Below are 12,778 nucleotides of genomic sequence, written 5' to 3' on the forward strand. Positions count from 1 at the left end.
CCACCGACTTCGGACCGCGGGTCTCACCGGCAATCACCACCTTGTTGGTGGTCGCGAGCGTCTCGCAGGCGGCGCGAATCTGCCAGGGATCGATGCCGGCCTTCGGCCCTTCACGATAGAACAGATCGACGATCTCATCGGAGATCCGGTCACAAACCTTGTCCGGATGGCCCTCGGACACGGACTCGCTGGTGAAGAGATAGGACGCGCGCATCAGTAACCCCTTGTTCCGCCACTAGCCGGCGGGCGTTTGCGATGTTCACTTTTGATGATGTCAATCACGCCGACGCGAGATGACGTAGGATTCGTCGAGAAACCAGAGCCCATTGTACTTTCGCAGCACATCCCTGGCGGCATCCAGGGTGCGGCCGTTTTGAGTCATTTCCGTCAACCGGTCGTCCTCAATCTGAGCGACATACACCGCCGCATTCCACGCTGCAAAGGCCGTCGAGGTTCCGATGGTACCCGTGACCTCGTTGGGCAGCGCTTCCATATCATACCTGAAGATCGAACGGTTGTCCGCGTAGGCATTAAAGTTTAAGTCGCGGCCCACCGATCCAAGTTCATACTTAACTGCGCGCAATAGCTCATGGCGGCTCACGGAGAAAGGATTTTCTCCAGGCCAGATCGCCTGGATCATTTCCATGCCCGGATCCTGGCCGTGGGAGTGGATTCCGATCAGCCGCCCCCCCGGTCGAAGCGCCCGCGCCAGGGGTGCAATGATGCGCTTGGCGCGGAAATTGACCGAGGACAGGGCCCGGTAGGGCTGGGAAGCGATGACGAGGTCGAAATTGGCCTCGGTCTGGCCCGGCCGCGGAATGGTCGAATCCAGGAGGAATCTGTGGTCCTCGCGATAGAGCACGAGGACGACGGGCCGCTCGTAGAGCGGCATGGCCGTGCGGGGGCTGATCGCGGCGCGCCAGTTCTGTTCCAGGAACGGCCTCAGCTCCGCGATCTGCTGCTCGAACTCGCCCGACGAAGCGCCGCGGAGCGGGACCTCGTGCCAGACGATGGCAGCCGCCGCCGCAGGCGATGCCGGCGTGAGCCAGGGCGCCTCCGCGTAGAACATGTTGGTGAAGACGAATACCGACGCCGGATGCTCGAAAATGCGGTCCGGCACCTTCTCCAAGGTCAGGCGCAGGTCCTCCAGGCTGAGCTCTTTGCCGGCGACGTAGAACGGCATGTGCGGGAAGCGCTGGTGCGTTGCGCGCAGCACCCGCGCCAGCACCGTGCCGTCGCCGACGCCGGCGTCGAACAGGCGCAGGGCCGGCGGGCGCGGATGGATGGAGGCCAGCTCCAGCGCGACCCTGTCCGCAATCACCCGCTTTTCGCTGCAGGTGTGGACGAACAGCAGATATTTCTGGCGGTTCTCGAAGAAGCGGAAATTGCCGCGCGGATCGCGCTTTTCCGGCGGGACCTGAAGTCCCCGCGGCGGCGGCACGCCGCCGGCCATCGATGCGGCCATATAGGCCTGGATCCGCTCCAGCGTGTCGATGGTGATGCGTTTTCCCTCGCGCAGACGATGCACGAGCTTCCCATCATTCACCGCGCGCCGGCCGAACGTCGATTCCGCCATGTCCGCCTTGCGGCAGAACTCCGTGATCTGGCTCAGGATTTCGTCGTTCTTCATGGGTGGGAAGCGTTGGGCAGATGAATTGGGTCAGGCTTCCTAGCAAGTTCTGCCCACTTAGGGAATAGCGGGATCGAGGCGACCACGGCGAGCTGCCGCTTATCGCGTCCACGGCGGCGCGGGCACGCCGCTCGCAACGGCGAAGGTGCTAAAACGTCGTGCTCCTCGGCTCTCGCGCCATGTCGGCAAGCCGGCCTGGAGCTGCAGCAGGTGGTGAAACGGGTGCGGACTGAGTGTCGCGGCAGCGAGGAACACGCAGGAGCCGTGGTCGAACTCGTCGCTGCTCGGCGAGGTTTATTTGGCGGAGAAGTGAGGGCCTGGGTTCGAGCGGCCCCGCATGTCGCTTTGCTCATGCGGGCTACGGCCTCGCGCTTCACTCGGTGTCATCGCCCGGCTTGACCAGGCGATCCAATACTTCGTGACGTCAGTGATTGAGCCGAGAAGCCGCGACGGACTGGATTCCCCGCTTTCGCGGGGAATGACAGTGAACATGTGGTGAGGCCTCGCCGTACTCATGCGCCGGAGCGCGTACGCGTCAATTGCCCCACACTTCCTTCGCGATCTCGACCGCAAGGCTGAGCTTGGCCCATTGCTCCTCCTCGGAGAGAATGTTGCCTTCCTCGGTCGAGGCGAAGCCGCATTGCGGGGAGAGTGCGAGCTGCTCCAAGGGAGCGAACTTGGCGGCTTCCTCCAGGCGGCGCTTGATGTCGTCCTTCTTCTCGAGCTGCCCGAATTTCGAGGTGATGACGCCGACCACGACGACCTTGTTACCCTTGGGCAGGAAGCGGAGCGGCTCGAAGCCGCCGGCGCGGTCGCTGTCGTATTCCAGGAAGTAGCCATCGTAATTGGTGCCGGCGAGCATGGTCTCGGCGACCGGCTCGTAGCCGCCCGAGGAGATCCAGGTCGAGCGGAAATTCCCGCGGCAGACATGTGTCGTCACCACCATGTCGGCCGGCTTCTCGGCCAGCGCGTAGTTGATGATGCGCGCATAGATCTGCTGCAGGCCGTCCGGATTGTCGCCGCGCTCACGCGCCTTCTGCAATTCGTCCTGCGAGCAGAGATAGGCCCAGACGGTATCGTCGAACTGGAGATAGCGGCAACCGGCGTCGTAGAACGCCTTCACCGCCTTGCGGTAGGTCTTGCCGAGATCCTCGTAGAAGGCGTCGAGATCGGGATAGACGTCCTTGGAGATCGACTTGCGGCCGCCGCGGAAGTGGAGCACCGCCGGCGATGGAATCGTCATCTTGGCGGTGACGTGGGCCTGGTCGGCGTACTTCTTGAGGAAGCGGAAGTGATCCAGCATCGGGTGGTTGTCGGGAAAGTCCAGCTTGCCGATGACGCGGACCGCATCGTGCCGGGTCTGCACGCCCGCGAACTGGATACCGGTGTCGGGGTGGAACAGCTCGCAGCCGGTGAGCTTGGCCAGGAAGTCGAAATGCCACCAGGAGCGGCGGAATTCGCCATCGGTCGCGAGCTTCAGGCCGATCGAGGCCTGCTTGTGCACGACCTTCTCGATCTCCATGTCCTCGATCTTGCGCAGATCGTCGGCCGAGATCTCGCCCTTCTCGAGCCTGGCGCGCGCGTCCTTGATCTTGGCCGGACGCAAGAGACTGCCGACCTCGTCGGCGCGGAAGGGGGCTCTGGTTCGCTGCATTCTTGTGTCTCCCGAAATTTCAGTCGGCGCTCGTTGTACTCCCTCCCCCCGCCTGCGTGGAGAGGCGAAGATCAGTGGGCCGCCCCTGCGACGCCGAGATGGCGCTCCAGGACCGAGGGGTCGGCCTTCAGCGCGGCGCTCGGGGCGTCGTGGACGATCGTTCCGCGCTCCAATATCACAACGCGGTCGGCCAGCCCCAGAATCTTTTGGGCATTCTGTTCGACGATGATCGAGCAGATGCCCCCGGACCGGGTGATGGTCCCGATTGCCTTCAGCAGCTCCTCGACGATGATTGGGGCAAGACCCTCCGTCGGCTCGTCCAGCAGCAGGACCTTCGGGTTGAGCGTGAGTGCGCGGCCGATCGCCAGCATCTGCTGCTCGCCGCCGGAGAGCTGGTTGCCAAAGTTGCTCCGCCGCTCCTTCAGCCGCGGGAACATCTGGTAGACCTTCTCGACCGTCCAGGGGCCGGGCTGCGCCACCGCCGTCATGTTCTCTTCCACCGTGAGCGAGCGGAAGATGTTGCGCTCCTGCGGCACCCAGCCGATGCCGGCGCGCGCCCGCTGGTCGGGCCGGAGCGAGGTGACATCCGCGCCTGCAAGCGCGACCGCCCCAGAGAAGCGGCGGGTGACGCCGACGATGGAATTGATCAGCGTGGTCTTGCCGGTGCCGTTGCGCCCGAGCAGCGCCAGCACCTGCCCCTCGGCGAGGCGCAGGGACATGTTCGGAAGCACCACCGCTTCGCCATAGCCGGCGCGAAGTGAATCGATCGCGAGCAGGTCAGACATTGACCGCCTCCTCGCCAAGATAGACCGCCTTCACCTGCGGATCGCGCGCGACCTGTTCGGGCGGCCCCTCCGTCAGCAGCGCGCCCGAGACCAGCACCGAGATGCGGTCTGCGAACGAGAAGACGAGGTCCATGTCGTGCTCGATCAGGAGCACGGTGACGTCGCGCGGCAGCGCGCCGACGACGGCGAGAATGTCGTGGCGCTCGCTCTCGGGAACGCCGGCGGCGGGTTCGTCCAGCAGCAGCACGCGCGGCTTGGCCGCGATCGCGACCGCGATCTCGAGCAGGCGCTGCTTACCGTAAGGCAGCGTCACGGTCTGCTCGTTCATGACGTCGAGCAGGTGGAAGCGCGTCAGGAGGTCGGCGATCTCGCCGTTGACATCGTTGCGCGTGCCCATCCGCCGCCACCAGTCGCCGCCATGGCCGAGGCGCTCGGAAACGGCGAGACCGATGGTCTCGAGCGGGGTCAGGTCGGGATAGAGCTGGTTGATCTGGAAGGTGCGCGATAGGCCGCGCAGCACGCGCTTGTGCACGGGCAGATCGGTGATGTCCCGGCCTTCCAGCAGGATTCGGCCCGAGTTCGGCTTCAGCACGCCGGTGAGCTGGTTGATGACCGTGGTCTTGCCGGCGCCGTTCGGGCCGATCAGCGCGTGGCGGGCGCCCTGCTCGATCTTCAAGGACAGGTCCCGGGTGACGCGCAGGCCGCCGAACTGCTTTTCGAGATTCTTCGTTTCGAGCGCGATGGTCATGCGTCGCTCTCCGGCACGGCGACGACGGCCTTGCGCCCGGCCACCTGCCTGACGATCAGGTTGGGCACATAGAGCACCCAGCGGTGCAGGCGCTGGCGGCCGACCAGCACGATCACGACCAGCACGAGTCCGATCCAGAACTGCCAGTATTGCGGGGTGATGGTGGAGAACAATTCCTGGAGCATGCGGAAGATCACCGCGCCGATCAGGCCGCCATAGAGATAGCCGGTGCCGCCGATGACGAGGACCAGCATCAGGTCGGCGGATCGCTCGAAGGCGAACACATCGAGCGAGGCGATCGCCGTAGTCTGGGTGAACAGCGCGCCCGCGATGCCGGCATAGAAGGCGGCCAGCGTGTAGATCGCGATCAGGCGGCGGTTGACCGGAATGCCGATGGCGGCCGCCCGCAGCGGATTGTTCTTGATCGCTCGCAGCGACAGACCGAACGGCGAATGCACGACGCGGCGGGCGAACAGGAAGAGGAGGAACAGCACGGCCAGCGAATAGAAGAAGCCGGCCTTGCCGAACATGTCGAACGGAATTTGCCCGAAGATCGGCTGCATCTCGATGCCCTGCAGGCCGTCGGTGCCGCCCGTGATGTTGGAGAAGCGCTCGGCGAGCGCTTCCAGCAGCAGCGCGATTCCGAGCGTGACCATCAGCCGGGTCAGGTCGACGCCGCGGATCACCAGGAAGCTGGTGGCGAAGCCGAGCACCATCGCGGCAAGACCTGCGACGATGAGCGCGAGCACGGGCTCGTTGACGATGCCGTGCAAGGCAAGCAGCCCCGCGGCATAGGCGCCGACGCCGAAGAACGCGGCGTGGCCGAGCGAGACGATGCCGGCATAGCCGAGGATGAGATCGAGCGACATCGCGAACAGCGCAAGCCGCAGGATGTCGGTCATGATCAGATAGCGCGTGGGGAATGCGAAACCGCAGGCCAGCACGAGCAGCCAGAAGACGATTTCGCCGTAGTGCCACCGCGCCTGGCGCTGGGCATGATAACCGACGTCGGAAGAATCGCTCATTGGCGAACTCAACGCGCGGCCGTGCGACCGAACAGGCCGTTCGGGCGCCAGATCAGGATCACGATCATCATGGTGTAGATCACGAACGGTCCCATCTTCGGCACGTAATATTTGCCGGCGACGTCGCCGATGCCGAGCAGGAGCGAGGCCAGGAACGGACCGGTGATCGAGGAGGACCCGCCCACGGTGACCACGATCAGGAAGTAGATCATGAACTTCAGCGGAAAATAGGGATCGAGGCCGAGGATCTCCGCGCTCAGCGCGCCGCCGAGGCCCGCGAGCCCGCAACCAAAGGCAAAGGTGAAGGCGAACACCTGCGGCACGTTGATGCCGAGGCCGCTGGCGGCGCGGGGGTCGTCAACCGCGGCGCGCAGGCGGCTGCCGAAGCGCGTTTTGGCCAGCACCATCTGAAGCGCGATGGTCAGCAGGCCGCAGATCACGATGATCATCAGCCGGTAGCGGCCGATGCCGACGCCGAACAGGTCGAACTGACCCTGGAGCGCGGCCGGCAAATTGATGAACACCCGCGACGAGCCCTGGATGTAGTCGACCGCAGCAACCGACATGAAGGTCAGGCCGATCGTGAACAGAACCTGGTCGAGATGGCTGCGCGCATAGAGGTGGCGGTACAGCGTACGTTCGAGCACGATGCCGATTGCGGCCGCGAATACGAAGGCGAGCGGCAGGGCTGCGAAGAATGGCCAGCCCATCCGGTTGACCAGCACCATGCAGACATAACCGCCGGCCATGGCGAACGCGCCATGGGCGAGATTGACGAAGTTCATCAGGCCGAGCGTGACCGCAAGCCCGCAGGCGAGCACGAACAACAGCATGCCGTAGGCAACGCCGTCGAACAGGTTGGTGAGGATTGCGGTCATCGGAGGCAGGTGAACCTTGGTATTCACTCGTCATTCCGGGGCAGCGCGGAGCGCTGAACCCGGAATCCATTTCAACAAATTCGAGATCCCCGATGCGCGCTAAGCGCGCTCGGGGATGACGCGCTTTCGCGCGTCACTTCTTGGTCTTGCCGAGGTCCTTGACGGCTTCGAAGGTCGCGAACTCGACGTTGTAGAGTTCGCCGTCGACCTTTTCGACCTTGCGGATATAGATGTTCTGCACGATGTCGCGGGTCTCGGGATCGATCGAGATGGGGCCGCGCGGGCTCTCCCACTTCTGGCCCTTCATGGCTTCGATCAGCTTGTCGCCATTGGTATCGCCGCCCGTCTTCTTCAGTGCCTCGTAGATCAGGTGGATGCCGTCATAGCCGCCCACGGCCATGAAGCCCGGACGGTTGCCGAAGGCCTTCTTGTAGGCTGCGACGAAATCCTTGTTCATCTGCGAGGGATGCGCCGCGGAATAGAGGTGCGCAGTGACGGTGCCAAGCACGGCGTCGCCCATGTTGTTGAGGAGGTCGTCGTCGGTGACATCGCCCGGCCCGATCACCTTGATGCCGGCCTTGTCGAGGCCGCGCTCGGCATATTGCTTCATGAAGTTGCCGCCCTGGCCCGCCGGCACGAACACGAAGATGGCGTCGGGCTTGGCATCCTTCATGCGCTGCAGGAACGGCGCGAAATCGGGGTTTTGCAGAGGCACCTTGACCTCTTCGACCACCTCGCCACCGCCCGCGGTGAAATGCTGCTTGAAGAAGTTCAGCGCGTCATTTCCCGGCGCATAGTCCGAGGTCAGCGTCGCCACCTTCTTGATGCCGTTCTTCGCCGCCCAGTCGCCGATGATGGTGGAGGACTGCGCCAGCGTGAAGCTGGTGCGCACGATATAGGGCGAGCGCTCGGTGATGATGGAGGTGCCGGCCGCCATCACGACTTCCGGAATCTTCGCCTGCGTGGCGAGCGGCGCGGCGGCAAGCGCGGCCGGCGTGACGCCGAAGCCGGCGATGAAATTGACCTTGTCGTTGACGATCAGTTCCTGCGCGGCGGTCTTGGTCTTGTCCGGGATCGCGGCGTCGTCCTTGACGATGATCTCGACCTTCTTGCCGGCGACGGTGTCGCCCTTCTGCTGCATGTAGAGCTTGATCGCGTTCTCGATCTGCTTGCCGGTCGAGGCCTGGCCGCCGGTCATCGGCAGGATCAGACCGACCTTGACGCTGTCCGCGGCCCTGGCGGGCGCGAGGCCGGCGAGGCCTGCCATGGCCACAATGGCAGCGGCCCAAGCCGCCTTGGAAGCCGCCTTGGAAGTCACCTTGGAAGCCGCCGTATGAGGCAGTTGTTTGCGTTCGAACATCGGATGTCCCTCCCCTTCATTCCAGACTCTTGTGCCCTGGGCCGAGTGCCCGGCCCTTGCCTTGATTTTAGCCCGCGTGCGAGCGCTCTCGCGCGCCACATGGGCGTCTTTCGCGCCCTCCTTGTCAATCGGACGTTTGGCGGCCTTCGGCGCAGGCCTCGCGTTCCGACCGGGAGCGGCGCCGCGGTTACGTCGGAACAACTCGATCGCAATCGCGCTCATTTGTACGAATGTACAAACAAAATGGACTTGTCAACGAAAACCCCTGCCGCGGAGCAAGCCATGTTGTCGCGAGCCTCGCACCGAGTCTAGGAACGGCAGGGATCGCGTGCATGGAGGATTTTGTCTTTCTTTTGCAGAATCTGAACATCCGCGCACCTCATGCGGTCGCAACTCGGTAATAAATTACCCACCTCGAATAAGTCTATTTTACCTTGTTGAAGGCTACTCCTCTTCCCGCCGGCCCGAGCCGGCGTCCAATGACCGAACACGCGTGCCCCCACAATGCCCAGGACTCTTCGTTCCGCCCTCGTCCTCGTTGCGCTCGCCGCGGGGCTATCCGGCTGCGGGACGGTCAACGAAAAACTCTCGGCCGGCATGGGCGACTACGTCCCGCAATGGGCCGGCGGCCTTCCCGCCGATGCTCCGCCGCGACCGGGCACACCGCAATACGACGCCTACATGAAGGAACGCGAACGCAAGCGGCTGCTGCCGGCCGCGGATCGCGAAAAGGAAGAGCAGGCCCAGAAGGGCGCGACGGGGACGACGTCGGCCGGCACGGTGCGGTAGGCCGTCATTCCGGGGCGATGCGTCAGCATCGGACCCGGAATCTCGAGATTCCGGGTTCGCCTCTTTGAGGCGCCCCGGAATGACAGCGCATCAATCCACGAACACCACGGTTTTGCGGCCGTTGAGGATGACGCGGTCATCGAGATGGTAGCGGATGGCCCGTGCCAGCACGCGGCGCTCGATGTCCCGGCCCTTGCGGACCAGGTCTTCCGGCGTATCGCGATGGCTGATGCGCTCGACGTCCTGATCGATGATCGGGCCCTCGTCGAGGTCGCGCGTGACGTAATGCGCGGTGGCGCCGATCAGCTTGACGCCGCGCTCATGCGCCTGGTGATAGGGCTTGGCGCCCTTGAAGCCCGGCAGGAACGAGTGGTGGATGTTGATGCAGCGCCCCGACAGCTTCGCCGAGAGATCGTCCGACAGGATCTGCATGTAGCGGGCGAGCACCACGAGGTCGGTCTTCGTGCTGGCGACGAGATCGAGGATCTGCCCCTCCTGCTCGCGCTTGGTCTCCCTGGTAACAGGCAGGTGATGGAACGGGATGCCGCCCAAATCGAGCCCGGCATAGACCTCGCGCGGATGGTTGGAGACGATCGCGGTGGGGATCATCGGCAATTCGCCGGTGCGCCAGCGATAGAGGATGTCGACCAGGCAGTGGTCGGATTTCGACACCAGCAGCATCACCTTGCGATGCGCAGCCCGGTCGCGCATCTGCCACTCCATGCCGAAACGCTCGGCGATCGCGGCAAAGCCGGTCTGGAGCGCCGACAGCCCCACCGCGAGGTCGGCCGCAGTGAACACCACCCGCATGAAGAATTTCTGGGTCTCGACGTCGTCGAACTGCTGGGCGTCGAGGATGTTCTGTCCGTTGTGGGCGAGGAACGTCGACACCGCCGAGACGATGCCGGGGCGATCCGGACAGGACAGGGTCAGGACATATTGATGGTCGGGCATGGCTCTTGATGAAGGTTTGGGCAAATGAAGCGGAACGACCCGCGATTTGCGCCCCGCTCTAGCACTGACCCACTCTTGCGCCAATCCCGGGCGCAGAGTCAGGATGAACGTATCATTGCGATTTTGACCGGAGCACGCCCATGGCCGACCGCTTGAACGGCACCCGCATCCTGATCCTGGAAACGCGCGAGGAGGCGCAGTTTTCGAAGCTTCTGGCCGAGCAAGGCGCCGAAGTCGTGCAGTGCCCAATGTTCACCATTCACGACGCGCCGGACCCGGCCCCGGTCGAGGCCTGGATCCGCCGCGCGATCGACAAGCCGTTCGATGACCTCGTGTTGCTGACAGGTGAAGGCCTGCGGCGGATCATGAAGCTCGCCGTCGCTCGTGGCCTCGATCAGGCCCTCGTGGCAGCGCTTGCCAAATCGCGAAAATTCACCCGCGGCCCGAAGCCCGGCAAGGCGCTGCGCGAGGTTGGCCTCGATGCGCAGCAGACCACGGAGAAGCCGACCACCGAGGGCGTGATCGAGATGCTGGGCAGGCTCGGCCTGAAGGGCCACCGTCTCGGTCTCCAGCTCTATCCGGACAAGGACCACAGCGCGCTGACCGGCGCGCTTGCCGAGCAAGGCGCCGAGGTCGATACCGTGCTGCCCTACGTCTACGATTCCAAGGCGGCAGATGCCAACATCGTCGCCGCGATCGACGCCATGGCCGAGGGGCGGATCGATTCCATCGCGCTGACCAATCTCGGCCAGGTCCGCCGCCTGTTCGAGGCCGCGAAAGCGCATGGCAGCGAGGCGCGCCTTCGCGCCGGGCTCGAGCGGACGCTGATCGCCTCGATCGGCCCGGCGGTCTCGGGCGAGCTCGCCGCGCACGGATTGCGCGCCGACGTCTCGCCGGCGGAAGATCATTATTTCATGCGCCCACTGATCTCGGCGATGGCTGCCGCACTCGCCGAGAAACGACCGAGGGTGGCGGGTTAGTCGCCAAGATTCATCGCCAAGATTCCTAGCCTGCCACCTGCGAGGCGGCCGACATCAGCTCCTGTGGACTCGGCGCTCCGAACATGCGCTGGCCGCCGCCGGGAACCTCGGTGAACGTCCAGCGCACGATCCCTTCGCGGTCGAGCAGGAACTGGCCAAACAGCTGCCCCGTACCTGTTGCCGCCATACGCTCGTCGGCTTCGGTCATCTCGTAACCGTCCTTCTTGTTGAGGTACTCCGCGGCTGCCGGCCGGATCATCGGGCTGGGCAACTCGCCGGGCATATCCACTTGCATGCTCATGACCACGTCCATGCCCACCTTGCGTGGCCACTCGGTTTCGTTCTCCGTGAACTCGATATTAGGCAGGCCGAATGCGCGGTGCGAGACCCGATCGGGGTCGGACGCGGCGAGCAGATTGGGCAATGGATGATAGCGGAAATAGAGCCGCGCCCGGTCGATCGGCGTGTTGACGACCGTGAGACTTTCGATGCCTTTCTCGTGCAGCGCGGCGTCAAGTTGCGCCTGCGCCGCGATATGGCGTCGGCAGAACGGACAGTGCAGACCTCGAAACAGGCCCACCAGGATTGGACTATGCCCCCGATAATCTTCGAGCGCGATCTTTCCGTCGCGCGTGATGGCGTCCAGGACGATATTCGGCGCGCGATCGCCCGGCTGGAGCGGTCCATCGACATGATGTTCTGACATGCTTGAACTCCCTCACGTTAGCTAACCTTATCTATGCTGCCACCTGCGACGCAGCCGACATCAACTCTTGAGGGCTCGGCGCCTCGAACAGGCGCTGCCCGCCGTCTGGAATCTCGGTAAAGCTCCAGCGCACAATCCCCTCGCGGTCGAGCAGAAACTGCCCGAATAACTGACCCAAGCCGGTCGCTTCCATGCGCTTGTCGGCCTCCGTGATCTCGTAACCGTCCTTGTTATTGAGGTACTCAAACGCCGCCAGTCGATTCATCGGCTCGGGCAATTCGCCTGGAATATCGACCTGCATTCTCCTCACCACATCCATGCCCACCTTGCGCGGCCACTCGGTTTTGCTCTCGGTAAATTCAAGGTTAGGCAAGCCGAATGCGCGGTGCGAGATCCGCTCGGGATCGGACGCGGCGAGCAGATTGGGCAGCGGATGATAGCGGAAATAGAGTCGTGCGCGCTCGATTGGGGTGTTGACGACCGTGAGACTCTCGACGCCTTTCTCGTGCAGGGCGGCGTCAAGTTGCGCCTGTGCCGCGATATGGCGTCGGCAGAACGGGCAGTGCAGGCCTCGAAACAGACCGACCAATATCGGACTCTGCCCGCGATAGTCTTCGAGCGCGATTTTTCCGTGGCGCGTGATGGCATCCAGCACGACGTTAGGTGCACGATCGCCCGGCTGAAGTGGTCCACCAACATGGCTTTCGGACATGGTGAACTCCCTCACATTGGCTAGTCAAGGAACGGCAGTACGACCAGCCCTGCGGGATCGAGCCCGTGCCGGGCGCAGACATCATGGGCCAGCGCGAAATACCGCTCGGCCTCGGCCATGTCGCCTCGATCTAGGTTCAGTGTCGCAAGACCATCATAGCATGGAAACAGCTGCTGCGGCTCACCGGTCTCGCTCGCCACCTCGATGGCCTCGTTGTAGCAGCGCGCGGCCATGTCGGGGCGGAAGTGGCACTGATAGATCTGCCCGAGCACGATGAGGGGGACCGGGAGATGCTCGCGCTGATCGAGCGCGCGGTCGATCTCGATCGCCTTTTCGGCAGCCGGCACCCCCTCCTCGGTACACCTGTCCGTGAAAGTGCAACAGGCGACGGCAAGGTTGGCAAGAAGGCGCGCCTGAAAGCCGAGATCGCCGATACGACTCGCGACATCGAGGCCGCGCCGGCAAACCGCCATGGCTTGCGCCGGGTCGACGATCGTGTAGAGCACGCCAAGGTTGGTGTAGCCGCGGCACGCCACGTTGAGGAGGCCGGCGGCCTC

The 12,778-nt window shown here is 64.1% G+C and carries 13 protein-coding genes and 1 pseudogene; 2 read left to right on the plus strand and 12 right to left on the minus strand.

The genetic code is table 11. The features are described from left to right. The 8 genes from IC50_RS18795 to IC50_RS18830 form a co-directional block, all read right to left on the minus strand. The coding region (locus IC50_RS18795) for an S-adenosylmethionine synthetase N-terminal domain-containing protein (protein WP_035708007.1) at nucleotides 1-214 on the minus strand (214 nt) is incomplete at its 3' end. A gap of 60 nt (nucleotides 215-274) precedes the next feature. After that, nucleotides 275-1,630: a hypothetical protein gene (locus IC50_RS18800; RefSeq protein ID WP_035708010.1), complete on the minus strand. Its 1,356-nt coding sequence runs from the start codon at nucleotides 1,628-1,630 to the stop codon at nucleotides 275-277. Between the two features lie 535 nt (nucleotides 1,631-2,165). Then, complete coding sequence (locus tag IC50_RS18805) at nucleotides 2,166-3,284, minus strand: cobalamin-independent methionine synthase II family protein (RefSeq protein ID WP_035708013.1); 1,119 nt, start codon at nucleotides 3,282-3,284, stop codon at nucleotides 2,166-2,168. A 71-nt stretch (nucleotides 3,285-3,355) separates the two neighbouring features. Continuing rightward, nucleotides 3,356-4,069 (minus strand): ABC transporter ATP-binding protein, encoded by a 714-nt coding sequence (locus IC50_RS18810; protein WP_035708015.1) that lies wholly within the window; start codon nucleotides 4,067-4,069, stop codon nucleotides 3,356-3,358. Further along, nucleotides 4,062-4,817 carry an ABC transporter ATP-binding protein gene (locus IC50_RS18815; protein ID WP_035708018.1) on the minus strand — a complete coding sequence of 252 codons (756 nt, stop codon included), beginning with the start codon at nucleotides 4,815-4,817 and terminating at the stop codon, nucleotides 4,062-4,064. The genes IC50_RS18810 and IC50_RS18815 overlap by 8 nt, the downstream gene beginning before the upstream one ends. Beyond that, nucleotides 4,814-5,842, minus strand: coding sequence for a branched-chain amino acid ABC transporter permease (locus IC50_RS18820; protein WP_035708020.1), 1,029 nt, complete (start codon nucleotides 5,840-5,842; stop codon nucleotides 4,814-4,816). The genes IC50_RS18815 and IC50_RS18820 overlap by 4 nt, the downstream gene beginning before the upstream one ends. 8 nt (nucleotides 5,843-5,850) lie before the next feature. Next, entirely contained in the window at nucleotides 5,851-6,720 is an 870-nt protein-coding gene (locus tag IC50_RS18825; protein WP_035708022.1) for a branched-chain amino acid ABC transporter permease, read from the minus strand. Between the two features lie 133 nt (nucleotides 6,721-6,853). After that, on the minus strand, nucleotides 6,854-8,080 hold the full coding sequence (locus tag IC50_RS18830) for an ABC transporter substrate-binding protein (protein ID WP_035708025.1): 1,227 nt from the start codon (nucleotides 8,078-8,080) through the stop codon (nucleotides 6,854-6,856). Nucleotides 8,081-8,584: 504 nt separating this feature from the next. On the opposite strand from IC50_RS18830, the gene IC50_RS18835 reads away from it, so the two are divergent. Beyond that, nucleotides 8,585-8,869 carry a hypothetical protein gene (locus IC50_RS18835; RefSeq protein WP_035708028.1) on the plus strand — a complete coding sequence of 95 codons (285 nt, stop codon included), beginning with the start codon at nucleotides 8,585-8,587 and terminating at the stop codon, nucleotides 8,867-8,869. A gap of 90 nt (nucleotides 8,870-8,959) precedes the next feature. Here IC50_RS18835 and purU read toward each other — a convergent pair whose 3' ends face one another. Then, nucleotides 8,960-9,823, minus strand: coding sequence for a formyltetrahydrofolate deformylase (purU, locus tag IC50_RS18840; protein ID WP_035708031.1), 864 nt, complete (start codon nucleotides 9,821-9,823; stop codon nucleotides 8,960-8,962). A gap of 140 nt (nucleotides 9,824-9,963) precedes the next feature. Between purU and IC50_RS18845 the strand changes: the two genes are divergently transcribed. Next, nucleotides 9,964-10,803, plus strand: coding sequence for a uroporphyrinogen-III synthase (locus tag IC50_RS18845; protein ID WP_035708034.1), 840 nt, complete (start codon nucleotides 9,964-9,966; stop codon nucleotides 10,801-10,803). A gap of 25 nt (nucleotides 10,804-10,828) precedes the next feature. On the opposite strand, the gene IC50_RS18850 is transcribed toward IC50_RS18845, so the two are convergent. The 3 genes and pseudogenes from IC50_RS18850 to IC50_RS18860 all read right to left on the minus strand — a co-directional run. Beyond that, nucleotides 10,829-11,509, minus strand: coding sequence for a redoxin domain-containing protein (locus IC50_RS18850; protein WP_035708037.1), 681 nt, complete (start codon nucleotides 11,507-11,509; stop codon nucleotides 10,829-10,831). 31 nt (nucleotides 11,510-11,540) lie between these two features. Further along, nucleotides 11,541-12,221, minus strand: a complete 681-nt coding sequence (locus IC50_RS18855; protein ID WP_035708040.1) for a redoxin domain-containing protein — start codon at nucleotides 12,219-12,221, stop codon at nucleotides 11,541-11,543. A gap of 20 nt (nucleotides 12,222-12,241) precedes the next feature. Then, a pseudogene (locus IC50_RS18860) lies at nucleotides 12,242-12,778 on the minus strand (adenylate/guanylate cyclase domain-containing protein); the annotation flags it as partial.

Origin of the sequence: Bradyrhizobium genomosp. I (2014) (assembly GCF_000261685.1) — a bacterium.
In the GTDB taxonomy this organism is placed as follows: Bacteria; Pseudomonadota; Alphaproteobacteria; order Rhizobiales; family Xanthobacteraceae; genus Bradyrhizobium.

Excerpts from the sequence above, each read along its gene's own strand:
- IC50_RS18825 (WP_035708022.1), bottom strand. The coding sequence starts at position 6,720 with ATGACCGCAATCCTCACCAACCTGTTCGACGGCGTTGCCTACGGCATG.
- IC50_RS18820 (WP_035708020.1), bottom strand. The coding sequence starts at position 5,842 with ATGAGCGATTCTTCCGACGTCGGTTATCATGCCCAGCGCCAGGCGCGG.
- IC50_RS18855 (WP_035708040.1), bottom strand. The coding sequence starts at position 12,221 with ATGTCCGAAAGCCATGTTGGTGGACCACTTCAGCCGGGCGATCGTGCA.
- IC50_RS18800 (WP_035708010.1), bottom strand. The coding sequence starts at position 1,630 with ATGAAGAACGACGAAATCCTGAGCCAGATCACGGAGTTCTGCCGCAAG.
- IC50_RS18835 (WP_035708028.1), top strand. The coding sequence starts at position 8,585 with ATGCCCAGGACTCTTCGTTCCGCCCTCGTCCTCGTTGCGCTCGCCGCG.
- IC50_RS18810 (WP_035708015.1), bottom strand. The coding sequence starts at position 4,069 with ATGTCTGACCTGCTCGCGATCGATTCACTTCGCGCCGGCTATGGCGAA.
- IC50_RS18815 (WP_035708018.1), bottom strand. The coding sequence starts at position 4,817 with ATGACCATCGCGCTCGAAACGAAGAATCTCGAAAAGCAGTTCGGCGGC.
- IC50_RS18805 (WP_035708013.1), bottom strand. The coding sequence starts at position 3,284 with ATGCAGCGAACCAGAGCCCCCTTCCGCGCCGACGAGGTCGGCAGTCTC.
- IC50_RS18850 (WP_035708037.1), bottom strand. The coding sequence starts at position 11,509 with ATGTCAGAACATCATGTCGATGGACCGCTCCAGCCGGGCGATCGCGCG.
- IC50_RS18845 (WP_035708034.1), top strand. The coding sequence starts at position 9,964 with ATGGCCGACCGCTTGAACGGCACCCGCATCCTGATCCTGGAAACGCGC.
- purU (WP_035708031.1), bottom strand. The coding sequence starts at position 9,823 with ATGCCCGACCATCAATATGTCCTGACCCTGTCCTGTCCGGATCGCCCC.
- IC50_RS18830 (WP_035708025.1), bottom strand. The coding sequence starts at position 8,080 with ATGTTCGAACGCAAACAACTGCCTCATACGGCGGCTTCCAAGGTGACT.